The 24,114-nt window shown below is 73.7% G+C and carries 20 protein-coding genes and 1 tRNA gene; 11 read left to right on the top strand and 10 right to left on the bottom strand.

All coding sequences use genetic code 11. From position 1 onward, the window contains the following. Positions 1-91: 91 nt before the first annotated feature. The 4 genes from ACZ5DC_RS09395 to ACZ5DC_RS09380 are packed head-to-tail and all read right to left on the bottom strand — an operon-like array spanning position 92 to position 5,103. Entirely contained in the window at positions 92-1,429 is a 1,338-nt protein-coding gene (locus tag ACZ5DC_RS09395) for an AAA domain-containing protein (protein WP_468650982.1), read from the bottom strand. Then, the gene (locus tag ACZ5DC_RS09390; protein WP_468650980.1) at positions 1,426-3,015 is read right to left on the bottom strand and encodes a hypothetical protein; all 1,590 of its coding nucleotides are present in this window, start codon (positions 3,013-3,015) and stop codon (positions 1,426-1,428) included. Before ACZ5DC_RS09390 ends, ACZ5DC_RS09395 begins: the two co-directional genes overlap by 4 nt. Continuing rightward, entirely contained in the window at positions 3,006-4,262 is a 1,257-nt protein-coding gene (locus tag ACZ5DC_RS09385; RefSeq protein ID WP_468650977.1) for a hypothetical protein, read from the bottom strand. The genes ACZ5DC_RS09390 and ACZ5DC_RS09385 overlap by 10 nt, the downstream gene beginning before the upstream one ends. Next, positions 4,159-5,103 (bottom strand): phosphatase PAP2 family protein, encoded by a 945-nt coding sequence (locus ACZ5DC_RS09380; RefSeq protein ID WP_468650975.1) that lies wholly within the window; start codon positions 5,101-5,103, stop codon positions 4,159-4,161. Before ACZ5DC_RS09380 ends, ACZ5DC_RS09385 begins: the two co-directional genes overlap by 104 nt. A gap of 240 nt (positions 5,104-5,343) precedes the next feature. Here ACZ5DC_RS09380 and ACZ5DC_RS09375 point away from each other — a divergent pair, with 240 nt between their 5' ends. Continuing rightward, entirely contained in the window at positions 5,344-5,940 is a 597-nt protein-coding gene (locus ACZ5DC_RS09375; RefSeq protein ID WP_468650973.1) for a histidine phosphatase family protein, read from the top strand. A 203-nt stretch (positions 5,941-6,143) separates the two neighbouring features. Here ACZ5DC_RS09375 and ACZ5DC_RS09370 read toward each other — a convergent pair whose 3' ends face one another. Then, a complete protein-coding gene (locus ACZ5DC_RS09370) occupies positions 6,144-7,652 on the bottom strand; it encodes a hypothetical protein (RefSeq protein WP_468650971.1) in 1,509 nt (502 codons plus the stop codon). A 266-nt stretch (positions 7,653-7,918) separates the two neighbouring features. On the opposite strand from ACZ5DC_RS09370, the gene ACZ5DC_RS09365 reads away from it, so the two are divergent. After that, a complete protein-coding gene (locus ACZ5DC_RS09365; RefSeq protein WP_468650969.1) occupies positions 7,919-8,329 on the top strand; it encodes a hypothetical protein in 411 nt (136 codons plus the stop codon). A gap of 34 nt (positions 8,330-8,363) precedes the next feature. Next, positions 8,364-9,230, top strand: a complete 867-nt coding sequence (locus ACZ5DC_RS09360; RefSeq protein WP_468650967.1) for a spermidine synthase — start codon at positions 8,364-8,366, stop codon at positions 9,228-9,230. Positions 9,231-9,291: 61 nt separating this feature from the next. On the opposite strand, the gene ACZ5DC_RS09355 is transcribed toward ACZ5DC_RS09360, so the two are convergent. After that, positions 9,292-9,840 (bottom strand): hypothetical protein, encoded by a 549-nt coding sequence (locus ACZ5DC_RS09355; RefSeq protein ID WP_468650965.1) that lies wholly within the window; start codon positions 9,838-9,840, stop codon positions 9,292-9,294. Between the two features lie 99 nt (positions 9,841-9,939). Here ACZ5DC_RS09355 and ACZ5DC_RS09350 point away from each other — a divergent pair, with 99 nt between their 5' ends. The 3 genes from ACZ5DC_RS09350 to ACZ5DC_RS09340 all read left to right on the top strand — a co-directional run bounded on the left by ACZ5DC_RS09350 (position 9,940) and on the right by ACZ5DC_RS09340 (position 13,622). Continuing rightward, positions 9,940-10,653, top strand: coding sequence for a response regulator transcription factor (locus ACZ5DC_RS09350; protein WP_468650963.1), 714 nt, complete (start codon positions 9,940-9,942; stop codon positions 10,651-10,653). Continuing rightward, positions 10,650-12,053, top strand: coding sequence for a sensor histidine kinase (locus tag ACZ5DC_RS09345; RefSeq protein WP_468650961.1), 1,404 nt, complete (start codon positions 10,650-10,652; stop codon positions 12,051-12,053). Before ACZ5DC_RS09350 ends, ACZ5DC_RS09345 begins: the two co-directional genes overlap by 4 nt. A gap of 111 nt (positions 12,054-12,164) precedes the next feature. Beyond that, positions 12,165-13,622 carry a glycoside hydrolase family 18 protein gene (locus tag ACZ5DC_RS09340; RefSeq protein ID WP_468650959.1) on the top strand — a complete coding sequence of 486 codons (1,458 nt, stop codon included), beginning with the start codon at positions 12,165-12,167 and terminating at the stop codon, positions 13,620-13,622. A gap of 15 nt (positions 13,623-13,637) precedes the next feature. Here ACZ5DC_RS09340 and ACZ5DC_RS09335 read toward each other — a convergent pair whose 3' ends face one another. Both ACZ5DC_RS09335 and ACZ5DC_RS09330 read right to left on the bottom strand, forming a co-directional pair. Beyond that, positions 13,638-15,065 carry a GH1 family beta-glucosidase gene (locus ACZ5DC_RS09335; RefSeq protein WP_468650957.1) on the bottom strand — a complete coding sequence of 476 codons (1,428 nt, stop codon included), beginning with the start codon at positions 15,063-15,065 and terminating at the stop codon, positions 13,638-13,640. A 183-nt stretch (positions 15,066-15,248) separates the two neighbouring features. Beyond that, positions 15,249-16,298, bottom strand: a complete 1,050-nt coding sequence (locus ACZ5DC_RS09330; protein ID WP_468650955.1) for a LacI family DNA-binding transcriptional regulator — start codon at positions 16,296-16,298, stop codon at positions 15,249-15,251. 492 nt (positions 16,299-16,790) lie between these two features. Here ACZ5DC_RS09330 and ACZ5DC_RS09325 point away from each other — a divergent pair, with 492 nt between their 5' ends. From ACZ5DC_RS09325 to ACZ5DC_RS09305, 5 genes are all read left to right on the top strand, one after another. Continuing rightward, on the top strand, positions 16,791-18,110 hold the full coding sequence (locus ACZ5DC_RS09325) for an ABC transporter substrate-binding protein (protein ID WP_468650953.1): 1,320 nt from the start codon (positions 16,791-16,793) through the stop codon (positions 18,108-18,110). Positions 18,111-18,374: 264 nt separating this feature from the next. Next, positions 18,375-19,367, top strand: a complete 993-nt coding sequence (locus ACZ5DC_RS09320) for a carbohydrate ABC transporter permease (RefSeq protein WP_468650951.1) — start codon at positions 18,375-18,377, stop codon at positions 19,365-19,367. A gap of 14 nt (positions 19,368-19,381) precedes the next feature. After that, complete coding sequence (locus tag ACZ5DC_RS09315) at positions 19,382-20,302, top strand: carbohydrate ABC transporter permease (protein WP_468650949.1); 921 nt, start codon at positions 19,382-19,384, stop codon at positions 20,300-20,302. A 265-nt stretch (positions 20,303-20,567) separates the two neighbouring features. Beyond that, entirely contained in the window at positions 20,568-22,010 is a 1,443-nt protein-coding gene (locus ACZ5DC_RS09310) for a GH1 family beta-glucosidase (RefSeq protein WP_468650947.1), read from the top strand. A 125-nt stretch (positions 22,011-22,135) separates the two neighbouring features. Next, positions 22,136-23,191: a LacI family DNA-binding transcriptional regulator gene (locus ACZ5DC_RS09305; protein WP_468650945.1), complete on the top strand. Its 1,056-nt coding sequence runs from the start codon at positions 22,136-22,138 to the stop codon at positions 23,189-23,191. 121 nt (positions 23,192-23,312) lie between these two features. On the opposite strand, the gene ACZ5DC_RS09300 is transcribed toward ACZ5DC_RS09305, so the two are convergent. Together ACZ5DC_RS09300 and orn are read right to left on the bottom strand one after the other, a co-directional pair. After that, positions 23,313-23,385: transfer RNA gene (locus tag ACZ5DC_RS09300), tRNA-His, on the bottom strand. Between the two features lie 105 nt (positions 23,386-23,490). Continuing rightward, on the bottom strand, positions 23,491-24,093 hold the full coding sequence (gene orn, locus ACZ5DC_RS09295; RefSeq protein WP_468650943.1) for an oligoribonuclease: 603 nt from the start codon (positions 24,091-24,093) through the stop codon (positions 23,491-23,493). Positions 24,094-24,114: the final 21 nt, after the last annotated feature.

Raw genomic sequence — 24,114 nt, 5'->3', positions numbered from 1 at the left:
TCCTGATGCGAGCGTGAGCTGTCCTCCAATGCATAACAGGAGACAGTCCCCGCTTATTCCCTCCGGGCGGGAAGAGGCGGCGGGGCGGTGCTCAGGGGTGCCAGGTGATGCGGTGTTCTGTGAGGTGGGACAGGACCGCGTGGTTCGCCTCCCAGCCGTCCGGGAACTTCACGAGCGTTCCCAGCTGGACCGGTTCCGTGGAGGGGTAGTCGTCCAGCAGGTCGGTCACCCCGGCGCGGCAGACCATGATGCAGGCGTGGCGGTGGCGGGAGGCCAGGACGCACAGGCGGCCCGTCTCCAGGTGGAAGGCGGTGGCGTCGGGGCGGCCGGAGAGCGGGTGCAGCACGACCGTGATGTCGTACTCACGGCCCTGGAGACGGTTCGCGGTGTCGACGGTCACGTCCGGGACGCCGACGTCGGTCAGGGCCGCGCGGATCGCCGCCGCCTGGTCGCGGTGGGCCGTGCCCACGGCGATGCGGTCGGCCGTGAGGGGAGCGGGGTCCGGCGCGCGTTCGGACGTGGCCGCGCCGCCCCTGTCCAGCAGCCGGCGGACCACCGCCGCCACCGCCCGCACCGCCTCCGGGTCCGTGCGCGGGGTGTGCCGGGCGGGCAGTTCCAGCAGGCCCCAGCCGGACTCCGCGGCCTCGTCGATCACCCGGTCCGGGCCGGAGCCGTCGGAGGGGACGGCGAAGGCCAGCCGGCGGTCCCCGTGGGACGTGCCGCTGCGGAACGGGGTGTACGGGTAGAACGCGTCCGAGACCAGCGGGGCCGCCGAGGCCGGAAGGCGCCACGAGACCGGCAGACGGTGCTGGGGGAGGTCCGGGTTGTGGGCCAGGAGGGTGGTGACCGCCGAGGCCGAGGGGTCGTACGACAGACCGGCCCACTGCTCGCTGCCGACGATGGAGAACGGGTCCAGCTGGCCCGGGTCGCCCACGAACAGCGCCCGCTCGAACAGGCCGGCCACGGCGAGCAGGGAGTCGGAGCGCATCTGGTACGCCTCGTCCACGATCGCGTGCCGCCAGGGCTCGTCCACCTTCACGTGCGCCCACTTGGCGGCCGTGGACAGGACCACCGGCAGCCCGTTCAGGTCCGCCGCCTTCGCCGACGTACGGACCTGCGGCAGGGCGTCCAGCGCCGCGTCGTACGCGTCCGTGTCGCTGCTGTGCAGACGGCCGACGGGCAGCTCCGGGTTCTTCTCGGCCAGGCGCAGGACCAGGTCGTCCACCTGGGCGTTCGTCTGGGCCACCACCATCAGCGGGCGTCCCGCGTCGGCGAGTTCCAGGGCCGCGCGGACCACCAGCGTCGACTTGCCGGCGCCCGGCGGCGAGTCCACGACCACGCCCCGCTCCGCGCCGTGCAGCGTGTCGTGGAGGATCGCGTCGGTGGCGCGGCCGGCCGCGGCTCCGGGATCGAAGTCGACGGTGGTCACAGCACGTCCTCCTCGGTCACGGTGTCGGGGGCCTCCGGCGCCGGCTCGCCCGGCGGGCCGCCGTGCGTCCACGGGGTCTCCTCCGGGTCGGGCAGCTTCGCGCCGCCGCGCTGCTCGTGCTCGAACAGGGTGAAGCAGACCCGGTCGCCCTTCTCCGGCACCGATCCGGGCTCCGGCTCCTTCCCGCGGCCCATCTTGTCCAGGACGCGCAGGACCAGCACGCCGTCGGCCTCCTGACCGACGAACTCCGCCGACTGCGGCCTGCCGCCCAGCGAGCGGTACACCTTCGCCCGCTGGGCCAGATGCGGCCGGTCCTCGGTGCGGACCGTCACCAGCGGGCGCGGGCCGGGCCGCTTGCCCTCGCTGTACGCCATCACGACGTCGGTCACCTCGCCCGCGAACGCCTCTCCGGCCAGCCGCCGCCCCGCCATCACCAGCGGGTCGTCCAGCGCCTCCTGCGCCTCCAGCCGGGCCTGCTCACGCTCGCGCGTGGCCAGCTTGTTCGCCGCCGTCACCGCGTCGTCCCGGCGCGGCTGCGGCGGCTCACCGGCCAGCACCCGGTCCCGGTGCCCGGTGAACGACCAGCGGTCCCGGGTCCAGCGCCCCTCCACGTGCGCGCCCTCCGGCAGCGCCCGCAGCAGGTCCAGCCCGTGCCACACCGCGTCCCAGGTGGGCCGGGTACGGCTCTCGACCAGGTCGCGGACCTCCCGCTCGGCCCGGCCGAGCGCGGCCAGCCGCTCGTCGGCCTCCAGCGGGTCCTCGGCGGCGGCCAGGGCCGTCCGCGCGCGGTCGTAGCGTTCGATCGCCGGGGCCAGCAGCCTGTTGTCGAACGCCGGGTCGGTGGCGGGGCCGGCCGGCGGGCACAGCAGCTGGCCGTCGGCGTCCCTGGCGAGTTCGGCCCGGCGGGCCGCCTCGGCGCCGGTCAGGCCCTTAGGGGGGTCGATCCAGGCCAGCAGCGCGCCCAGGTGCTCGTCCTCCAGGCCGGACTGGCCGGTCGCCCAGTGCCGGGACAGCACATCGGTCAGGGCCAGCAGCAGCGAGGAGCCCGGGACCCGGGCCCGCTCGCCGTAGTGGGTCAGCCAGCGGCCGAGCAGCGGCACCCGGGGCGGCGCCGGATAGGGCGCGTCCGGGTCCTGCTCGGCGGTGCGCCGGAACCGCATCGAGCGGCCCAGCAGCCGTACGAGGTCCAGGCCCGTGCGGCTCGGCACGATCAGCTGGGGCGCGTCCGCGCACAGCTCGGCCGCCACCTTGACCCGCTTGCCGGTCTCCGGGTCGGTCTCGGTGCGTTCAGCCGCCTCCACGGAAGCGGCGTACGCGTCGATGTAGGGCAGGACGACGTCGGCCAGGTCGGCGAGGAACGTGAAGCGCAGATCGCGGTCCCGGGGCTGCGGCACGACCAGCAGCCGGGGCGTGTCCCGGTCGGTGCCGACCAGCGCGCCGAGCGGGGCGCCCGTCTCACCGGCCGTGGTGAGCGGCACGAACACCAGCGGGTGGTCGGACAGGTGCCGGTGCCGGACGGTCGCGGCGGGCTGCGCCCGGCCCGTGCCGACGGCTTCCAGCCGGGCGAGGGTGGTGATCAGGGACACGGGACCGCCTCGCTCGCCGCGGCCGCCTCACGGGCCTCTCCGGCTTCCCGCGCCTCGCGCAGCGCCTCCGCGCGCAGGGCCGCCGCCCGGCGCAGCGCGGCCACCGCCGGGTCGTCCGGGTCGCCGCGCTCGCCGTGGGCCGCCGCCAGGACCTCCTCGACCGTGGCCAGCCCGCCCAGCTCGGCCCGCAGCGGCCGGCCGAGCCGGGTGACCGCGCCGCTCGCGCGGGCCCGCTCCCGGCAGTGGAAGGCCAGCTCGCAGGCGGACAGGCACTCGGGCGCGTACGTCGCCGGCACCGCCTCCACGGCCGCCGTCAGCTCCTCGGCGGGCAGGTCGGGCGCGAAGCACGTGCCCTCGGGCAGCGCGTCGGCGATCTCCTCGACGCGGGTGAGCCGGGCCAGCTGGCGGGCGGTGACCGCGCGCTGCTTGCGGACGTCCACGGCGGAGCCCGCGGGCAGGTTGGAGAAGTCCTTCGGGCACACCAGCAGCACCTCGTGGCGCACCCGCGGCACCGGAGCGCCTGCCGGGGCGGGCCCCTCCGGCTCAGCGCCGAGACGCTGCGCGACCTCCTCCAGGGCGAGCACGTACACCGCGGCCTGGCGGGCCGCCGCGCCCACCTTCGCCGGGTCCGCCGCGCCGTCCACCATCGGGAAGGACTTGATCTCCACCACCGACCAGCCGCCGTCCGGGTGCACCACGACCGCGTCCGGCTCCAGGAAGGCGAGTGAACCGGCCACGTCCAGGGCGAGCATCGGATGGTCCAGCAGCGTCCAGCCGCCGGCCCGCACGGCCTCGCGCAGCGCCAGCGCCGTACGCGCCGTGCGCCCCTCGGGGCCGTGCGCGGTCAGATCGGGCACGGCCGCCGTGGCGGGCGGTTCGGCGCCGGGGTCCAGCAGGGCGTGCGCCAGCCGCAGCAGTTCGGCGCCGCCGTCCGCCTTGACCCGCGCCTCGAACGCGTTGCCCCGGGTCAGCGCGAACTGCGACTGCCCGAAGCCGGCCGGCGCGCCCAGCGCACCGGCCAGCCGGGCCTTGTCCACCCCGGCGCCGTCCAGGATCGCCCGCCGGGAACAGCCCGGGTTCGCGGCCAGCGCCGCGAGGGCGCGGGCGTCCAGGGCCTTGGCCGGTACGTCGGGACCGCGCAGCTCAGCGAGCCGGTGCCGGAGCCCCTTCGCCCGCGTCGCTGGGGGAGGCGTCCGGTCCGGCCGCGGGGTCGAGCCGCGACTCGCGCTGCCGTGGAATTCGCTCACCCGCCGAAGTCTGGCATCCGGCACTGACAATCGGGGAACCCGCGGTCTGCGGGACCGGTGCGGTACGGCGGGACAGCCGGGTCCGCACGAGGTCCGCCGCCCCCAGCAGCCGCGGCGCCAGCAGCAGGCCGACGCCCATCACGGCCACGCCCGCGACGGCGTCCAGGAAGTAGTGGTTGGCGGTGCCCATGACCACCAGCGCGGTCACCAGCGGGTAGACGACACCGAGGACCTTCGTCAGGCGCGTGCCGCCGTGCCGCCACAGCATCACACCGCACCACAGCGCCCAGCCCACGTGCAGGCTCGGCATCGCCGCGTACTGGTTGGTCATGCCGCCCATGCCGCGCGGGGCGCTGGCCTCGCCGCCCCACCAGCCGTACGCGCTGTACTGCGCCATCGTGTCCACGAAGCCGTGGCCGGCGGAGAGCAGGCGGGGCGGGCAGGTCGGCAGCAGGGTGAAGCCGATCAGGCCGATGAACGTGGACCCCATCAGCCAGGTGCGGGCCGCCCGGTAGTGCGCGGCACGCGCGCGGAACAGCCAGACCAGGATCACGGGCGTGACCAGGTAGTGCAGCGAGGCGTACCAGAAGTCGGCCGGCACCCCGAGCCAGGGCTCGCGCGTGAACAGCCGGTTCAGCGGGTGCTCGGCGTTCAGGCGCAGGGCCTTCTCGACGCGCAGGATCGCCAGGCCGTGGTCGACGGCACTGGTGACGTCACCGCGCGCGAGGAGCCGGCCGGCCGAGTAACAGCCGTAGACCAGCACGATCAACGGCAGCTCGGTCCACCAGCGCAGCCGGGGTCGCGGGACCACCTCGGTGCCCGGTGTCTCGGTCTGCGGCATCCGATCGCCCTTCCCCTTCTGCTGTGCGGCTGCGCCCGGCGGGCGACCGTGCCACTTTACGGTGTCCCTGTTCCGCCCCGGACGGGCGCTCGGGATCACACCCGGTGGGTGTCAGTGCTCGAAGACGCGGAGATCGCCCGGCGGGTTGCCTGGGAGCGGGGTGCGCGATGATGGAGGGACCGCACCCACCCGTCGTGCGTTCCCCCGTCGTTCATCCGCTTGTTCCTTCGGAGAGACCCCATGGCACCGCGCATTCTGCTGGCCCGGCACGGACAGACGGCATGGTCGCTGTCCGGCAAGCACACCGGCAGGACCGACGTGCCACTGCTGGAGGAGGGGCGGCGCGGGGCCAAGCTGCTCGGCGAGCGGCTGCACCGCGCTCCGCTGGACGGACTGGCGGACGCCGAGGTGCGGACCAGCCCGCTGTCACGCGCGCGCGAGACGTGCGAACTGGCCGGCTTCGGGGACCGTGCCACGGTGTGGGACACGCTGATGGAGTGGGACTACGGCGCCTACGAGGGCATGACCCCGGCCGAGATCCAGGCCGTGCGGCCCGGCTGGCTGATCTGGCGCGACGGGGTCCCGGGGGGCGAGACCCTCGCCGACGTCACCGCGCGCGCGGACGAGGTGGTCTCCTGGGCCCGCTCGGCCGACCGGGACGTCCTGGTCTTCGCCCACGGGCACGTCCTGCGGTCGATCGGGGCGCGGTGGCTGGGGCTGCCGCTGGACTTCGCGGCGCGGATACGGCTGAACCCCACGTCGCTGTCGGTACTGGGCTGGGCCTACGGGGAACCGGCCGTCGAGAGCTGGAACGACACGGGGCACCTGGCGGGCTGACGGCGTGCCCGGCGCGGGGCCGGCCGGGCGGGTGCCGCCGGGCCCCGCCCGGTGAGGTGCCCGGGGACGGCGCCGCAGCGGTGTGCGGCTCCGCCGCGCGGGCGCGGCCGCCGTCCGCGTCGACCGGACCGGGACGCCGCGCGCCTGCCGCCGGTCCGCGGACCGGTAGCCACGCCGGCCCCGACCCCGCAGCGCACCACCCGCTACACCCGCCGTGGCACGGACGCGTGGCGGTCCAGGAACTCCGACACCCCCGACGCCCGCCGGTGCGGCAGCAGCACCCGCGCCGTCCCGGCCAGCATCGTCTGGATGCGGGAGGACTGGACCTGGTCCAGCAGCGCCAGCACCCGCAGCCCCGCCTCCGCCGCCTCGTCGGGACGCCCCTCGCGGGCGAGGTCGTCGGCCAGCTCCGCGGTGTACAGCGCGATGTTCCGCGTGAAGTGGGGGTCCTGAAGGCGCGCCGCCCGCCGCGCGTGCCGGGAGGCCCGCCGCCAGTCGCCCAGCGTGGACCAGCACTGGGCCTCCAGCCCCTCCAGCTCGGCCTCCCCGTAGAAGCTCATCCACTCCGGGTCGGCGTCCGAGCGGCCCCGCTCGAACAGGGCGTGCGCCCGGGCCAGCGCCTGCGCGCACCCGGTGCGGTCGGCGAGCCCCGCCCAGCCGCCCGCCTCGCGCAGCGCCAGCAGGGACATCAGCCGGTCCGAGCCGAGCGGCCGGGCGGCGCGCTGCGCGGCCTGCGCGGCCCGTACCGCCTCCCGGGGGCGCCCGGCGTCCCGGGCAAGGAACGCCGTGTTGCAGAAGGCGTGCGCCTCCAGCGCCGGATCGCCGGTCATCCGGGCGGTGGCCAGCGCCTCCGCGTAGTGCGAGCGGGCGTCGTCGAAGCGGCCGGAGTCATGGGCCAGCCAGCCGACGGAGATGGCGAGTTCACCGGCGCCCGCGTGCAGCCGGTCGGCGGTGGTCTGCCGGGTCGCGCCGGCGTCGAGCAGCTCGTACGCCGCGCGCAGCGGAGCCGCCGCGCGCCGGTAGAGCCCGTCCGCGCCGTGCCGGTCGTCGAGCAGCCGGATGCGGCGGACGGCCTCCTCCAGCGCCGCGGCCTCGGAGGCGCCGGCGCGCCGCAGCGGCCGTTCCGCCGCCGTGGCGCCGGTGGTGAGCCCCAGCGGGGCCAGCGTGGCGGCGGCCACGGTGGCGCCTCCGCCGGTCATGAATGCGCGACGCAGCACGTCGCTCTCCTCGTGGTTCAGGGGGTCTTTCGCAAACGGTTCGTGCGGTTCGTACAGCAGGCGCGGCGCACGCGGGCCCCGTTCCCGCGCGTCCCGCGTGTCGCGTGATCCGGGGGCCGCACCGGAGACATACGGCTGCGCGGCCCCGCGGGACTCACCGGGCACCCGCGGCGCGGGGGCCGTCTCCACCGCCGTACGCGCCGCGCGTCCGCGGACGGACGAGCGGGGCGCGAAGCCGAGGTCGGTGAGCGTGCGGCCGGGAAACATGTGCAGGAACACCCGTTCGTACGCGTAGTTGGGGCAGCGGATCTCGCCCGCCTCGACCCTGCCGATGTAGCGCGCGTCACAGCTCACCCGCTCACCGATCTCGCGCGCGGCCCGCCGTACCAGGGCCGCGAACTCCGCCGGTGAGCGCCGGCCGCGCAGCTGCCGGAAGGCGAGGTTCGGCCGCGGTGGCCGTTCGGGCTGGGACGAGGTCACGGTTGACGACGCCATGGCCGGGTCCTCTCGTGCGAACCGTCGAACCACGCCGGGACCCGGTCGCTTCCGGGACGAGTTGCCCGTGTGCCGACCTGGTTCCGGCGGGCATGAACGTACCCGCTGTGCACGACCCGCCACGCGGTGTTTGGCTACAAACCGGATATCTCATGCACTATCTGCCATGAAGTGCCATCCTTTGCGGCGCACTTGTGCCGTTGCCGTTGACGGGTCCGCGCGTTGGACTCCATGGACCGCAACAGGGCTGTGTGGTGGAGGCCGGCATGGAGACCAGCCAGAGCAACGATCCTTGTACGTCGCCGTCGTCGTCCGCGTGCGGGGGAGGTGACGCGAGATGCGACCTCGTCACGGTACCGACCCGCCAGGGGCTGGAGGCGGTCGACATCCTGCGGCGGGGCGCGGCGGACGCGGTCGGGCCCGTGCTGCACGACGACGGCTGCGGCACGCTCGGCTTCCTGGTGCCGGCCGGTACGGCCGCCGGCTGGGACGTGCCGGGCAGCACCTGCACCGAGACCGACGGCCGCGGGCTGCGGCTGAACCCCGGGCCGCCGGTGGAGGGCTCCGACTGGCTGCTGCCGCCCGGCGAGGCGGACCTCGCCACCGACCCGGTGGTCCTGCGCCGGGCCCTCGGCGAGGCGGCCCGCCTGATCGAGGCGGCCGACAACTGCCGGTGACGCGCCTGCCCCCGGCGGCTGCGAAAATGGGGGGATGGGCAGGTCGAGGAGCACACGGCGCGGGTCGGCCGCGGCAGCGGTCGAGGAGCCGGTCGACGGCGGGCTCGCCCAGCTCGTCCCCGACCCGGATCGCGCGCGGGCCTGGACGCTGCTGATCGACGGCGCGCCCCAGTCGCACGTCGACCTGGACGACCCGGCGTACCTGTCCTTCGAGTACCAGCGCCGCCTCGGTCACGTCATCGACCTCGCCGCCCCGCCCGGCAAGCCCGTGCACGCCGTCCACCTCGGCGGCGGCGCGCTCACCCTCGCCCGGTACGTCGCCGCGACCCGGCCCCGCTCCACCCAGCAGGTCGTGGAGCGGGACGAGACCCTGGTGCGACTCGTCCGCCGGGAGCTGCCGCTGGACCCGGGCGCGCGCATCCGGGTGCGGGCCACCGACGCGCGCGCGGGGCTCGCCAAGGTGCCGGACGGCTGGGCCGACCTGGTCGTCGCCGATGTCTTCAGCGGCGCCCGCACCCCCGCCCACCTCACCTCCACCGAGTTCCTGGACGAGGTCAGGCGCGCCCTGAAGCCCTCCGGCGTCTACACGGCCAACCTCGCCGACGGCCCTCCGCTCGCGCACCTGCGCGGCCAGATCGCCACCGCCGCCGCCCGGTTCGCCGAACTCGCGCTGATCGCCGACGCGGCCGTGCTGCGCGGCAAGCGCTTCGGCAACGCGGTCCTGGTCGCCTCCGACCTCCCGCTGCCGCTCGCCGAACTCACCCGCCGCGCCGCTTCCGACCCGCACCCCGGCCGGGTCGAACACGGCAGGCGGCTCACCGACTTCACCGGAGGCGCGGTGCCCGTGACGGACGAGGCCGCGGTGGCCTCCCCGGCACCACCGCCCTCGGTGTTCCGCTAGGAAGCCCCCCGCAGGCGGCACCGTGCAGGCCGTCCCCGCGCCCCGACCACGCTCAGGCGGGTCAGTACGTGCCGACCTCGACCCGCGGCGGCCCGTCGTGCCAGGTGCAGAACACCGACACCCGGTCCGCGCCCCGGCCGAACTCCACGCGGATCCAGCTCTCCGTCTTCCACACCTGTATCGACCAGCCCGTCGCCGGGGTCGCCGACACCAGCGCGGCGTCGGCCGCCCGCAGGTCGAACACCGCCCGGCCGCCGTCGGTGTCGTAGGACCTGACCCGGCCGGACGCGGTGGCGGTCGCGGTGGGGGACGAGGACGAGGACGAGGACGGGGACGGGGGCGGAGACGGTGTGCGGGCCGGCGTGCGCGCGGGCGCGGGCGTCGCCGTCGGCCGGACCGGCCGCTCGCGGGACGGGTCCGGCGACGCGGAGGGCGACCCGGACGCGGACCTCGCGTCCCGGGGGTCCGCGCCGGCGGCCGTGACCGCGAGCGCGCGCGGCGGGTCGTACGCCGTCCCCGCCATCACCGTGTGGACACCCCACCACGACAGCGTGACCGCCGCCCCGGTCGCGAGCAGCCAGGCCAGTACGTGTACGAGTCCTCTGCGCATCGCGGGCCATACTGCCCCAGGGGCACCGCCGTTCGCACATGCCCCGAGTTGTCCACAGGCGACCGGCCGGTGCCGTCCGCATGGCGTACGGTGCGGCGCATGGCAAGTGTGCTCGTGGTCGAGGACGACCAGTTCGTACGCTCGGCGCTCATCCGGCACCTGACCGACGCCGCACACACCGTGCGCAGCGTCGGTACGGCGCTGGAGGCGCTGCGCGAGGTCGCCCATTTCCGCTTCGACCTGGTCATCCTGGACCTCGGACTGCCCGACCTGGACGGCTCCGAGGCCCTGAAGATGCTGCGCGGCATCACCGACGTGCCCGTCATCATCGCCACCGCCCGGGACGACGAGACGGAGATCGTCCGGCTGCTGAACGCCGGGGCGGACGACTACCTGACCAAACCGTTCTCCGTCGAACACCTCTCCGCCCGGATCGCCGCAGTGCTGCGCCGGGCCCGTGCCGGCGGCGAGGCCCCGCCCCCGGCCGTGCTCCGCGTCGGCGGCCTGACCGTCGACCCGCTGCGCCGGCAGGCCGAGCTGGACGGGGCCCGGCTCGACCTCACCCGCCGCGAGTTCGACCTGCTGGCCTTCCTGGCCGGGCGGCCGGGCGTCGTCGTCCCGCGCAGGGAACTCCTCGCCGAGGTCTGGCAGCAGTCCTACGGCGACGACCAGACCATCGACGTCCACCTGTCCTGGCTGCGCCGCAAACTGGGGGAGACGGCCGCCCGGCCGCGCTACCTGCACACGCTGCGGGGCGTCGGGGTGAAGCTCGAACCGCCCTTCGACGGGGAGGCCGGGCGGGCCCCGCGATGAGATGGGCCCTGGTCAAGGTCTGCCTCGCGGTCACCACGATGGTCGTGGTCGCCTTCGCCGTGCCGCTCGGCCTGGTCGTCAAGGAGATGGCCCGCGACCGCGCGTTCTCCAATGCCGAGCGGCAGGCCGCGGCGGTCGCGCCCGCGCTGTCCATCACCACCGACCGGGACCAGCTGGAGCGGGTGGTGGCCTCGGCCGGCGCCGACTCCGGGCCGGCGGTCCACCTGCCCGCCGAGGGCGGCCGGCCCGCGCTCGACCTCGGCCGCCGGCGCGCCGCGGGACGCGACATCGAGGCCGTACGACGACTCGGCCGCGCCTCCACCACCACCGTGCCCGGCGGCTCCGCCCTGCTCCAGCCGGTCGCGCTCGGCTCCGGGGCGATAGCCGTGGTCGAGGTGTACGTCCCCGAGTCCGAGGTGACCCACGGCGTCGGCACGGCCTGGGCGGTGCTCGCGGCCGTCGGCCTCGCGCTGATCGTCGGCTCGGTCGCGGTCGCCGACCGGCTCGGGGTGCGCATGGTGCGGCCCGCGCGGCGGCTCGTCGAGGGCGCGCACGAGCTGGGCGAGGGCAAGCTGGGCGCCCGGGTGCCCGAGGACGGTCCGACCGAACTCCGGCTGGCCGCCGTCGCGTTCAACTCCATGGCCGACCAGGTCGTCCAGCTCCTCGCCAACGAACGGGAACTGGCCGCCGACCTCTCGCACCGGCTGCGCACCCCGCTCACCGTCCTCCGGCTGAACGCGGCCTCCCTCGGTGCCGGGCCCGCCGCCGAGCAGACCCGGGAGGCCGTCGCCCAGCTGGAGCGCGAGGTGGACACCATCATCCGGACGGCCCGCGAGGCCAAGCCGCAGACGGCCGCCGTCGGACCCGGCGCGGGCTGTGACGCGGCCGAAGTGGTCCGCGAACGCATGGAGTTCTGGTCCGCGCTGGCGGAAGACGAGGGCCGCACGTGGCGTGTGGCCGGCGTCGACCGGCCGGTGCGCGTACCCCTGGCCCGCGCCGACCTGGCCGCCGCGCTCGACGCCCTGCTGGGCAACGTCTTCCGGCACACCGCCGAGGGCACCGCCTTCGCGGTCGACGTGCACAACGGGGAGGACGCGGTGATCGTGCTCGTCTCCGACGCGGGCCCCGGCATAGCCGACCCCCAGGCGGCGATGGCCCGCGGCCGGGGCTCCGGGCACCCCGGCTCGACCGGCCTGGGCCTGGACATCGTCCGCCGGCTCGCCGAGTCCACCGGCGGTGACGTCCGCATCGGCTCCTCGGTGCTGGGCGGCACCGAGGTGCGGATCTGGTTCCCGCTGGACGCGCGGAAGCCGGGGGGACGCGGACAGCGGAGCGCCGTGCGAAGACGCCGACCGGGCAAATCGGTCGCCGCCTTTAACCGCTCCCGAGCGCTGCCTTAAGCGAACCCTAAGGCCGGCGACGGGCGTCCCGAACAAGCGGATTGCCCCTTTCCTGATCGCTAGCGTGCTGCCGCACCCCACCCCGTGGACAGCGAAGGCAGGCACACCCGCATGAGCACGCACCGGCGCAGGATCAGTGGCAGGAACAAGGCGATAGGCGGCCTGGTGGCCGCGGCCGTGATCGGCGGCGGAGCGGTCCTGCTCACCGGCACCGCCAACGCGGCCGGGGTGAACGCCGCGTACACCAGGACCAGTGACTGGTCCACGGGCTACACCGCCCAGTACGTCGTCACCAACAACACCGGCCGGACCGAGAAGACCTGGACGCTGGAGTTCGACCTGCCGGCGGGCGCCAGGCTCGGCTCCCTGTGGAACGGCGAGTCCAGCGTCAGCGGTCAGCACGTCACGGTGAAGCCCGCCACCTGGGACACCGACGGCCTGGCCCCGGGCAAGTCGGTGACCGTCGGCTTCGTGGTCAACGGCAGCGGCGACCCGGCCGGTTGCCGCATCGACGACGCGCGGTGTTCCGCGGACGGCGGAGCGACCCCCGAGCCCAGCGGCCGGCCGACGCAGCCCACCCAGTCGCCGACCACGGTTCCCACCTCCACACCCACCTCGACCCCCACCGCGAGCGCGACCCCCACCCCCACCGGCGGCACCGCCTCCGGTTCCACCGTGTCCGCCGGCTTCGCCCCCTACGTCGACACCAGCCTCTACCCGGCCTTCGACCTCCTCGGCGCCGCCGACGCGACCGGCGTGAAGACCTACAACCTCGCCTTCCTCACCGACGGCGGCGGCTGCACCCCCAAGTGGGGCGGGGTCACGGACCTCACCGGTGACGCCGTGGCCGCGCAGATCGGCGCGCTGCGCGCCAAGGGCGGTGACGTCCGGGTCTCCTTCGGCGGCGCCTCCGGCTCCGAGCTGGCCACCACCTGCTCCTCCGCGGACGCGCTGGCGGCGGCCTACGGCAAGGCGGTCGACGCGTATCGGCTGACCAAGGTCGACTTCGACGTCGAGGGCGGCGCGCTGCCCAACACCGCCGCCAACACCCGGCGAGCCCAGGCCATCGCCAAGCTCCAGGCGCAACACCCCGGCCTGGACGTCTCCTTCACCCTCCCGGTGATGCCCGAGGGCCTCACCCAGGACGGCGTGAACCTCCTCGCCAACGCCAGGTCCAACGGCGTGCGGATCAACACCGTCAACATCATGGCGATGGACTACGGCGCCTCGTACAGCGGCGACATGGGCACCTATGCCGAGCAGGCCGCGACCGCCACCCAGGCCCAGGTCAAGAGCGTGCTGGGACTGTCCGACTCCGCCGCCTGGAAGGCCGTCGCCGTCACCCCGATGATCGGCGTCAACGACGTCTCCTCGGAGGTGTTCAAGGCCGACGACGCCACCCAGCTGGTGAACTTCGCCCGCTCCAAGGGGCTCGGCTGGCTGTCGATGTGGTCGGCGACCCGCGACAAGCAGTGCGCCGGCGGCACCAAGCCCACCGCCGACGCCACGTGCAGCTCCGTCACCCAGGAACCGTTCGCCTTCTCCAAGGCGTTCGGGGCGTACAAGTAGTCGCGCCGCCCCCTATCAGGCCCCCGCGCGCACCGGAGGCAGCACCCTCGTCCGCGCCGCCTCCCCGTACCACCGCGCGCTCGACTTCGGCGTCCGCTCCAGCGTGGCGTAGTCCACGTAGACCGCGCCGAACCGCTTGCCGTACCCGTACGCCCACTCGAAGTTGTCCAGCAGGGACCACAGGTAGTAGCCGCGCACGTCGGCGCCGTCGGTGATGGCGCGGCGCACCTCCGCGAGGTGGGCGTGCAGGTAGGCGATGCGCTCGGGGTCGTGCACCTGGCCGTCGGGGCCGGGCTTGTCGTCGTAGGCCGCGCCGTTCTCGGTGATGTGGAGGGGCAGGCCGGGCGCCTCGCGCGTGTAGCGCATGAGCAGGTCGTACAGGCCGGTCGGGTCGATCGTCCAGCCCATCTCCGTGCGGTCCCCGGGGGTCTGGTGGAAGACGACGTCGTCGGCGGCCGGCCAGGGCGAGTGGTCGCTGGAGCCGTGGCCGTCGGCCCGGGGGCCCTCGGCCCCGCCGGAAGCGGCCGAGACCAGCGTCGGGGTGTAGTAGTTCAGGCCGAGCGCGTCCAGCGGGGCGTTGATCGTGCGGACGTCGCCGTCCAGGACGTGCGACCAGTCGGTCACCGAGCGCGTGGCCTCCAGCAGCGACGACGGGTACGCCCCGTGCAGGATCGGCCCGTGGAAGACGCCGTTGGCCAGGTCGTCGATCCGGCGGGCCGCGGCGAGGTCGGCCGGGTCCTGGGAAAGGGGCCGGACGACGGAGGAGTTGAGGCTGATCGCGATCCGGTTGCCGGCCGGCATCGCCGTGCGCAGGGCGGAAACGGCCAGCCCGTGCCCCAGGTTGAGGTGGTGGGCCGCGCGCAGCGAGGCCGCCGGGTCGGTCCGGCCGGGGGCGTGCACCCCGGAGGCGTAGCCCAGGAAGGCGCTGCACCAGGGCTCGTTGAGGGTGATCCACTGCTCCACCCGGTCGCCCAGCGCCTCGCCGACGAACTGGGCGTACTCGGCGAACCGGAACGCGGTGTCGCGGTGCGGCCAGCCGCCCGCGTCCTCCAGCTCCTGCGGCAGGTCCCAGTGGTAGAGGGTGAGCGCCGGGGTGATGCCCCGGGCCAGCAGCTCGTCGACCAGCCGGCGGTAGAAGTCCAGGCCCCGCTGGACCACCGGCCCCCGGCCCGTCGGCTGCACCCGGGACCAGGAGACGGAGAAGCGGTACGCGGTCAGGCCCAGCTCCGCCATGAGCGCGACGTCGTCGCGGTAGCGGTGGTAGTGGTCGACGGCGATGTCCCCGGTCTCGCCGCCGGCCGTTCTGCCCGGCGTGTGGCTGAAGGTGTCCCAGATCGAGGGGGTGCGGCCGTCCTCCCGCACCGCCCCCTCGATCTGGTACGCCGAGGTCGCGGCGCCGAAGAGGAAGGCGGGAGGAAAGGCCACGGTCGTCGGTTCGGGCATGAGGGCTCTCCCCTGGGTCGAGTGCACGCATTATGCATGGGAGCGCTCCCACGGCGAAAGGGGTCGGGCCCGGTCGACATGCCGGCGGCGGCACCCGGACCGACGCGCGTGTTCGCGGGCCGGCGCCCGCTCCTCGGGCCACCCGGCCTCAGGTCGCCCCCGAGCCGCCGCCCCGAGCCCCCCTCAAGCCGACGCCCTTACCACCAGTTCCGTCGGGAGCACCACTTCCCGTCGGCCGGTGCCGCGGTGGGCGATCTCCTCCAGCAGCAGGCTCGCCATCGTGCGGCCCATCTCCTCCAGCGGCTGGCGGACGCTGGTCAGCGGGGGGTCGATGTGCCGGGCCACGATCGAGTCGTCGAAGCCGATCAGCGCCACGTCGTGCGGCACCCGGCGCCCCGCCGCGCGCAGTTCCAGCACCGCGCCGGAGGCCATCACGTCGGAGGCGGCGAAGACGGCGTCCAGGTCCGGGTGCCGGCGCAGCAGTTCCCGCGTGGCCACGCGCCCGCCCTCCTCGGTGAAGTCGCCCGCCGCGATGAGGTCGTCCGCGACGGCGACCCCGGCCTCGCGCAGCGCCTCCCGGTAGCCCTCCAGCCGCGCCCGCGCCACGTCCATGTCCAGCGGACCGGTGATCGTGCCGATGGCCCGGCGGCCGCCCGCCAGCAGATGCCGGACGGCGAGCCGGGCGCCGCCCCGGTTGTCCGCGCGGACATGGCCGAGCCGCTCGCGGTCGCTGCGCCGCCCGGCCAGCACGGTCGGCACGGCCAGTTCCTCCAGCCGGTCGGGCAGGGTGTCGTCCCCGTGGACCGCCATCATCAGGACGCCGTCCACCCGATGGGCGGCCAGGTAGGCGGCGAGCCGGCCGTGCTCCTTCTCGTGGCCCGTGAGCACCAGCAGCAACTGCATCCCGGCACCGGCGAGTCCGGTGGAGACGCCCCGGATGATCCCGGAGAAGTACGGCTCGGAGAAGAGCCGGTTCCCGGCGTCGGGCACGACCAGCGCGACCGCGTCCGTGCGCCGGGTGGCCAGGGAGCGGGCGGCGCGGTTGGGGACGTAGCCGAGTTCCGCGATGGCCTGTTCCACGGCCGCCCGGGAGCGCGCGCTGACCTTCGGGGAGCCGTTGATCACCCGCGAGACCGTGCCGCGGCCCACGCCGGCGCGTGCCGCCACGGCGTTCAGGGTCGGGCGCCGGACGTCCGCGGTCCTGTGCGGCTGCGGCTGTTCGGCAGGGCTCATCGTTCACCTTCCGGTGGTCCGGTGCGGGGGAGATTCATTCTGACCCAGGGATTCCGGCAACCGGTCCGGGTGCGGCCGCAGTTGGCCGCGTGCGGCGATCGTCCCGCCCGTGACCTGCTCCGACGCCGTGGGCAACGCCTGGATGACGGGCTGGTTGCGTCCCGGCGCACGACACGTTCACGTGACGCGCTGAACACGCTTACGCAACAAGGGCGTCTTCAAGACTTGACACCCGGCCTGGCACCAACGAGTCTTCCGGCATGCCGCGTGGGAGCGGTCCCACAGGGCGACCGGGGCTCTCTTCCGTTCGGATCGAACCACTCATGGCCTTCCCCTCTACCTTGCATGGCGCACCTTTGACCAGCACCTTTCCATCGCACTGCGCGTGCTGTTGGCTAGCCGCTGCTCGAACCGAGAGGGCAGGTCCGGACCGCCGTGTCCGGCGGTCCGATTCCTGAGATCCCGTTGCCCACTGGAACAAGGAGTAGTGGAATGCGCATCACCCGTACCGGCGGTGGTCACGGCCGCAGAACGGCGACACTGGCCACGACGGTCCTGACGGCCTCCGCGCTGCTGCTGACCGGTTGCAGCAGTGACGACGACTCGGACAGCTCGGACGCCAATGGGAAGATCACCCTCAAGGTGGCCGATTTCGGGCAGTTCGGCTACAAGGAGGCCGGGCTGTTCGCCAAGTACCACGAGCTGCACCCGAACATCACGGTCCAGGAAGAGACCACCGCCAACGAGCAGGACTACTACCCGAAGCTCCTTCAGCAGCTGAACACCGGCAGCGGCCTCGCGGACGTCACGGGCATCGAAGTCGGGCGCATCAAGGAGGTCGTGGACACCCAGTCGGGCAAGTTCGCCGACCTCAGCAAGACGATCAACGTGAGCGACTGGGTGTCCTGGAAGGAGAAGCAGGCCACCGCCAAGGACGGCACGGTGATCGGCGCCGGTACCGACATCGGCCCCATGTCCCTGTGCTACCGCAAGGACCTCTTCCAGAAGGCGGGCCTGCCCAGCGACCGCGAGGCCGTCGCCAAGGCCGTCGCCGGCGGCTGGGAGGACTACCTCAAGCTCGGCGAGCAGTACAAGAAGAAGGCGCCCTCGGGCACTTACTTCATGGACTCCGCGTCCGCCATGTACAACGCGGTCGTCAGCTCCTCCTCCAAGCAGTACTACGACACCGACGGCAAGCCGGTCTACAAGGACAGCCCGTCCGTGCAGCAGGGCTGGAACCTGGCCGCCGAGGCCGCCGACAAGAAGCTGACCCAGGGCCTGCCGCAGTTCACCGACGCCTGGACCGCGGCGCTCCGCAAGGGGACCGTGGCCACCGTGGCCTGCCCCGCCTGGATGGCCGCCCAGATCTCCGTCAACTCCGGCGACTCCTTCAAGGGCAAGTGGGACATCTCCCGCGCCCCCGGCTCGACCGCGGCCAACTGGGGCGGCTCCTTCCTCGCCGTCCCGAAGGGCGGCAAGCACGTCAAGGAGGCCACGGAGCTCGTCAAGTGGCTGACCGCCCCGGAGCAGCAGGCCGCGGTGTTCAAGGCGATCGGCGTCTTCCCGTCCAACAAGGGCGCCTACGAGCTGGCCGACGTGAAGAACGCCAAGCTGCCGTACTTCAGTGACGCCCCCATCGGCCAGATCTACGCCGAGGAGGCCAAGTCCATCCCCGAGGCGGTGCTCGGCGCGAAGGACGGCGTGATCAAGGACACGATCTCCAACCAGATCAACAACATGGAGAAGCGGGGCACCAAGCCCGCCGACGCGTGGAAGGCCGCGACCGACTCGATCGACAAGGCGCTCGGCTAGCAGTACCGGGTGCGGGGGCCCACCGGGCGCCCGCACCCCCACGCGCTCGACGACGTGAGCGGTGCCCGACGGCGGGCGCCGCCCACGGCACCACCCGGCGGGACCCGGCAGCCGACGGCCGGGCTCCGCCTCACACGCACGTCAGGCCGCGGCGTGGGCCGTCCGCCACCGTACCGATCCGCGCGGGGAGGGGCGGACCGACCCCGGTCCCCGAACGCGCTTCCCGCCCCACCCGGCCGAAACCTCCAGGGAAGGACTCCCTCCGTGGCAACGACAACCCCCGCCCGGGGCGCCTACACCCCGCCGCCCGGCGGCACCGGTGCCGCGTCGAACGGACGCGGCACCTGGCGCAGCCGGCTGTGGCGCTTCGACGACAAGGCCTCGCCGTACGCCTACATAGCCCCCTTCTTCCTGATCTTCGGCGCCTTCGGGCTCTACCCGCTGCTGTACACGGGCTGGATCGCCCTGCACCGCGTGGAGATGACGAGCCTGGACCAGTCCCAGTGGGTCGGCTGGGACAACTTCGCCAGGATCCTCCAGGACTCCGAGTTCTGGACGGCCGTCACCAACACCTTCGTCATCGGTGTCGTCTCCACCGTCCCGCAGCTGCTCGTGGCGCTGGGCCTGGCCCACCTGCTCAACTACAAGCTGCGCGCCAGCACCTTCTGGCGCACCGTCATCCTCACCCCGTACGCCACCTCGGTGGCCACCGCGGCCCTGGTCTTCGCGCTGGTCTTCCGCGCCGACGGCGGCATCCTCAACTGGGTGCTGCACTTCTTCGGCGCCGGCAACATCGACTGGGCCGACGGGGAGTGGACCTCCAAGATCGCCATCTCGGTCATCATCATCTGGCGGTGGACCGGCTACAACGCCCTGATCTACCTGGCGGCCATGCAGGCGGTCCCCACCGACCTGTACGAGGCCGCCTCGATCGACGGAGCGAGCCGGTGGCAGCAGTTCCGCAAGGTGACCATCCCCTCGCTGCGGCCCACGATCCTGTTCACCATCGTGATCTCGACCATCGGCTCGATGCAGTTGTTCGGTGAGCCGCTGCTGCTCCAGGGCGGCACCCTCGGCTCGATCGGCGGCAGCGAGCACCAGTACGAGACGCTCAGCATCTACCTCTTCAACTACGGCTGGAAGCTGGGCCATCTGGGTCCGGCGGCGGCCGTGGCCTGGGCCATGCTCGTCCTGCTGCTGCTCATCGCCCTGATCAACTGGATCGTCGGCCGGTTCATGCGCAAGAGCGCGGCCTGACGGGAGCGACATCGATGACCACGACCAGTCCCACCACGACCGCGCCGGACCTCGGCCCGGCACCGCTTCCCACCGCGCCCGGCAAGGGCCGCGCCCGCTTCAGGATAGGAGCCGGCCAGCAGCTCAGGGGCGGTCCGTTCACCTACGTCGCCCTCGTCGTCGTCGGCCTCGGATCGATCTTCCCGCTGTACTGGACCCTGGTGGCCGCCTCGCACGACCAGCAGCGGGTCCTGGACACCCCGCCGCCGCTCGTGCCGGGCGGCAAACTGTGGCACAACCTCCAGGCGGCCTGGGACCAGGCCCACCTGGGCAAGGCCATCGTCAACAGCGTCATCGTGGCCGGCTGCATCACCGTCGCCACCCTGTTCTTCTGCACCCTCGCCGGCTACGCCTTCGCCAAGATGCGCTTCCGGGGCCGTGGCGTGCTGATGACCGCGGTGATCGCCACGCTGACGATCCCGCCCCAGCTCAGCGTCGTCCCGCTGTTCATGATGATGTCGGACATCGGGTGGGGCGGAAAGCTGGAGTCGGTGATCTTCCCGACCCTGGTCGGCGCCTTCGGCGTCTTCTTCATGCGCCAGTACCTCATCGAGGCCCTGCCGTACGAGCTGATCGAAGCGGCCAAGGTCGACGGGGCGAGCAACATCCGCATCGTGTGGAGCGTGGTGCTGCCCGTGGCCCGGCCCGCGATGATGGTGCTGGGCATGCTCACCTTCGTCCAGGCGTGGAACGACTTCTTCTGGCCCTTCCTCGCGCTGAACCAGGAGAACCCCACCATCCAGGTGGCGCTCGGCCAGCTCAGCGCCTCCTACACCCCCGACCAGAGCATCGTCATGGCCGGTGCGCTGATCAGCACCCTGCCGCTGCTGCTCGTCTTCGTCGTCTTCGGCAAGCAGATCGTCGGAGGGATCATGGCGGGCGCCGTCAAGGGCTGAGCCCAGCCGGTGCCGCGGGGCCGGCCGTCACGGCGCCGGTCCCGCCCCCCGAGGCAGGCGCGCGCCGCGTCCCGTCGGCCCGCCGCCGTGTCCGGTCCGGTACCGCCCGCACAGGCCGCCCCGCAGCGGGCCGTACCGGACCGGGCGCCACCCGAACCGCGCCCCGCCCGCGCACGCCGCCTTCCCTCCCGCCCCCCTTTTACTCCCGCACCGCCGGACCGCCGTCCGTCGTCCGTTTCTCACCCCCTTTGGGAGCGTTCTCACCATGACCGCCGTACGACCCGAGACCACGGCCCAGCCGGCCGCGGACACCTCCTTCCCGACCGGCTTCGTCTGGGGTGCCGCCACCGCCGCCTACCAGGTGGAGGGCGCCGCCGCCGAGGACGGCCGCACCCCCTCCATCTGGGACACCTTCAGCCACACCCCCGGCAAGGTGCGCAACGGCGACACCGGTGACATCGCCGCCGACCACTACCACCGGTACCGCGACGACGTCGCCCTGATGAAGGAACTCGGCCTCAAGGCCTACCGCTTCTCCGTCTCCTGGTCCCGGGTCCAGCCCACCGGCCGCGGACCCGCCGTCGAGCGCGGCCTGGACTTCTACCGCCGCCTCACCGACGAGCTCCTGGAGGCGGGCATCACGCCCGTCGCCACCCTCTACCACTGGGACCTGCCGCAGGAGCTGGAGGACGTCGGCGGCTGGCCGCACCGCGACACCGCCCACCGCTTCGCGGACTACGCCGACATCATGGCCCGCGCCCTCGGCGACCGGGTCGGCGTGTGGACCACCCTCAACGAACCGTGGTGCTCGGCGTTCCTCGGCTACGGTTCCGGCGTGCACGCGCCGGGGCGGACCGACCCGGCCGCCACCCTGCGCGCCGCGCACCACCTGAACCTCGCCCACGGCCAGGCCGTCGGCGCGCTGCGCGCCGTCCTGCCGGCGTCCGCGCAGACCTCCATCACCCTGAACCTGCACCAGGTGCGCCCGCTCACCGACAGCCCCGGGGACGCCGAGGCCGCGCGCCGCATCGACGCGGTCGGCAACCGGATCTTCACCGGCCCCCTCCTGGACGGCGCCTACCCCGAGGACCTGCTGGCCGACACCGCGCACCTGGTCGACTGGGCAGAGCTGGTGCACGACGGGGACCTGACGGAGATCTCCCGGCCGATCGACGTCCTCGGCGTCAACTACTACTCGCCGACCGTGGTCTCCCTGCCCGCCGACGGCTCCGCCAGCACCCGCAACGACGGTCACGGCGCCAGCGACCACTCCCCGTGGACCGGCTCCGAGCACGTCGCCTTCCACCTCGCCAACGACGACCTGACCGCGATGAACTGGGCCATCGACGCGAGCGGACTGCACACCCTGCTGACCGGACTGGCGGCCTCGCATCCGCGGCTGCCGCTGATGGTCACCGAGAACGGCGCCGCCTTCGACGACTACGTCTCCCCGGAGGGACGGGTCAACGACCCGCAGCGGATCGCCTACCTCCACTCCCACCTGGACGCCGTCCGCCGTGCCATCGCCGACGGCGCCGACGTGCGCGGCTACTTCCTGTGGTCGCTGCTGGACAACTTCGAGTGGTCCTACGGCTATTCGAAGCGTTTCGGCGCCGTCTACGTCGACTACGCCACCCAGCGCCGCATCCCCAAGGCCAGCGCCCACTGGTACGCCGGCGTGATCCGCGACAACGCCCTGCCCGCCTGACCCATGCCCGCGGCGGCACGGCCGGGAGGCGCCGGCCGTGCCCGCGGCCGCGGACGGAAGGGAAGCGCCCCGGTCACGGCTGTTACATTCCTGGCCTGAACGGCGGTGAACGGAAGGCGGCGACCATGGCAGGCAACGGTGGGAGAGGCCGGGGCGGCCGGCGGCCGACCCTGGAAGAGGTCGCCGCCCGGGCCGGGGTCGGGCGGGGCACCGTCTCCCGGGTGATCAACGGCTCGCCCCGGGTGAGCGACGCCACCCGCGCCGCGGTGGAGGCGGCCGTCGCCGAACTCGGCTACGTGCCCAACACCGCCGCCCGCGCCCTCGCGGCCAACCGCACCGACGCCATCGCGCTGGTCGTCCCCGAACCGGAGACCCGGTTCTTCGCCGAGCCGTACTTCTCCGACATGCTGCGCGGGGTCGGCGCCGAACTCTCCGACACCGAGATGCAGTTGCTGCTGATCTTCGCCGGCAGCGACCGCGAGCGGCAGCGCCTGGCCCAGTACCTGGCGGCCCACCGCGTCGACGGGGTGCTGCTGGTCTCCGTCCACGCCGACGACCCGCTCCCGGACCTGCTCGCCCAGCTGGAGATCCCGGCCGTGATCAGCGGCCCCCGCTCGGCGGCCGAGCCGCTCCCCTCCGTGGACTCCGACAACTACGGCGGCGCCCGCTCGGCGGTGGAGCACCTGCTGGGCCGGGGCCGCCGCCGGATCGCGCACATCACCGGCCGCCTGGACGTCTACGGCGCCCAGCGCCGCGTCGACGGCTACCGCGACGCCCTGCGCGACGCGGGCCACCCGGTGGACGAACTCCTCATCGCGCCGGGTGACTTCACCGACGAGGGCGGACGCCGGGCGATGACGACCCTGCTGTCCCGCCACCCCGACCTGGACGCCGTCTTCGCCGGCTCGGACGTGATGGCGGCCGGCGCCCGGCAGGTGCTCCGCGAGGCGGGCCGCCGCGTCCCCGACGACGTCGCGCTGGTCGGGTACGACGACTCCGCCATCGCCCGGCACATGGACCCGCCGCTCACCAGCGTCCGCCAGCCCATCGAGGAGATGGGCCGAGCGATGATCGACCTCCTCCTCACGGAGATCGCCGACCGCCGCCCGGCGGCGTCCCGTGGCGCCGACCGCCGGCAGGCGGTCCTGCCGACGGAACTGATGGTCCGCGCGTCGTCGTGACGTCCCCCGCCGGCCGGGGACCGATGCCCCGGCCCGTGCGGGACGCCGGCGCGCGGGGGCGCCCGGACAACGAAACAGCCGGTGACCCGTCTCACGACGGAGTCACCGGCTGATTACTCAGGGTGAGTGACGGGACTCGAACCCGCGACATCCTGGACCACAACCAGGTGCTCTACCAGCTGAGCTACACCCACCACGACCGGATGTCCGAGGAGTGCTCTCCCCGACCGGCCGAGAAGAAGTCTACAGGGTCGGAAGGGGTGCTCGCGCACACGTTTTCGCGCGGTCCACGGTGGCGGCTACCGGGCGGGCAGGACGTGCTTGGCGGCGATCGCCTTGGCGGTGTCGGAGTCCGGCCCGGGCTGCGGCACGAAGATGGCCTCGCGGTAGTAGCGCAGCTCGGCGATCGACTCGCGGATGTCGGCGAGGGCCCGGTGGTTGCCGTTCTTCTCCGGGCTGTTGAAGTACGCCCGCGGGTACCAGCGGCGGGCCAGCTCCTTGACCGAGGAGACGTCGACGATGCGGTAGTGGAGGTAGTCCTCCAGCGTCGGCATGTCCCGCAGGAGGAAGCCGCGGTCGGTGCCGACCGAGTTGCCGCACAGCGGGGCCTTGCCGGGCTCCTTCACGTGCTCCCGGACGTAGGCGAGGACCTGCGCCTCGGCGTCCTTTAGGGTCGTGCCGCCCGCCAGCTCGGCGAGCAGCCCGGACGCGGTGTGCATCTGACGCACCACCTCCGGCATCGTCTCCAGCGCCCGGTCCGGCGGGCGGATGACGATGTCCACCCCCTCGCCGAGTACGTTCAGCTCGGAGTCGGTGACGAGGGCGGCCACCTCGATGAGAGCGTCGTCGGACAGCGAGAGGCCGGTCATCTCGCAGTCGATCCACACCATGCGATCGTTCATGCGACCACCCTAAAGCGGGCC

This window comes from Streptomyces sp. NPDC031445 (assembly GCF_055581365.1).
This window is presented reverse-complemented; position numbering and strand designations above follow the sequence as displayed.

Excerpts from the sequence above, each read along its gene's own strand:
- ACZ5DC_RS09380 (WP_468650975.1), bottom strand. The coding sequence starts at position 5,103 with ATGCCGCAGACCGAGACACCGGGCACCGAGGTGGTCCCGCGACCCCGG.
- ACZ5DC_RS09375 (WP_468650973.1), top strand. The coding sequence starts at position 5,344 with ATGGCACCGCGCATTCTGCTGGCCCGGCACGGACAGACGGCATGGTCG.
- ACZ5DC_RS09370 (WP_468650971.1), bottom strand. The coding sequence starts at position 7,652 with ATGGCGTCGTCAACCGTGACCTCGTCCCAGCCCGAACGGCCACCGCGG.
- ACZ5DC_RS09365 (WP_468650969.1), top strand. The coding sequence starts at position 7,919 with ATGGAGACCAGCCAGAGCAACGATCCTTGTACGTCGCCGTCGTCGTCC.
- ACZ5DC_RS09360 (WP_468650967.1), top strand. The coding sequence starts at position 8,364 with ATGGGCAGGTCGAGGAGCACACGGCGCGGGTCGGCCGCGGCAGCGGTC.
- ACZ5DC_RS09355 (WP_468650965.1), bottom strand. The coding sequence starts at position 9,840 with ATGCGCAGAGGACTCGTACACGTACTGGCCTGGCTGCTCGCGACCGGG.
- ACZ5DC_RS09350 (WP_468650963.1), top strand. The coding sequence starts at position 9,940 with ATGGCAAGTGTGCTCGTGGTCGAGGACGACCAGTTCGTACGCTCGGCG.
- ACZ5DC_RS09345 (WP_468650961.1), top strand. The coding sequence starts at position 10,650 with ATGAGATGGGCCCTGGTCAAGGTCTGCCTCGCGGTCACCACGATGGTC.
- ACZ5DC_RS09340 (WP_468650959.1), top strand. The coding sequence starts at position 12,165 with ATGAGCACGCACCGGCGCAGGATCAGTGGCAGGAACAAGGCGATAGGC.
- ACZ5DC_RS09335 (WP_468650957.1), bottom strand. The coding sequence starts at position 15,065 with ATGCCCGAACCGACGACCGTGGCCTTTCCTCCCGCCTTCCTCTTCGGC.
- ACZ5DC_RS09330 (WP_468650955.1), bottom strand. The coding sequence starts at position 16,298 with ATGAGCCCTGCCGAACAGCCGCAGCCGCACAGGACCGCGGACGTCCGG.
- ACZ5DC_RS09325 (WP_468650953.1), top strand. The coding sequence starts at position 16,791 with ATGCGCATCACCCGTACCGGCGGTGGTCACGGCCGCAGAACGGCGACA.
- ACZ5DC_RS09315 (WP_468650949.1), top strand. The coding sequence starts at position 19,382 with ATGACCACGACCAGTCCCACCACGACCGCGCCGGACCTCGGCCCGGCA.
- ACZ5DC_RS09310 (WP_468650947.1), top strand. The coding sequence starts at position 20,568 with ATGACCGCCGTACGACCCGAGACCACGGCCCAGCCGGCCGCGGACACC.
- ACZ5DC_RS09305 (WP_468650945.1), top strand. The coding sequence starts at position 22,136 with ATGGCAGGCAACGGTGGGAGAGGCCGGGGCGGCCGGCGGCCGACCCTG.
- orn (WP_468650943.1), bottom strand. The coding sequence starts at position 24,093 with ATGAACGATCGCATGGTGTGGATCGACTGCGAGATGACCGGCCTCTCG.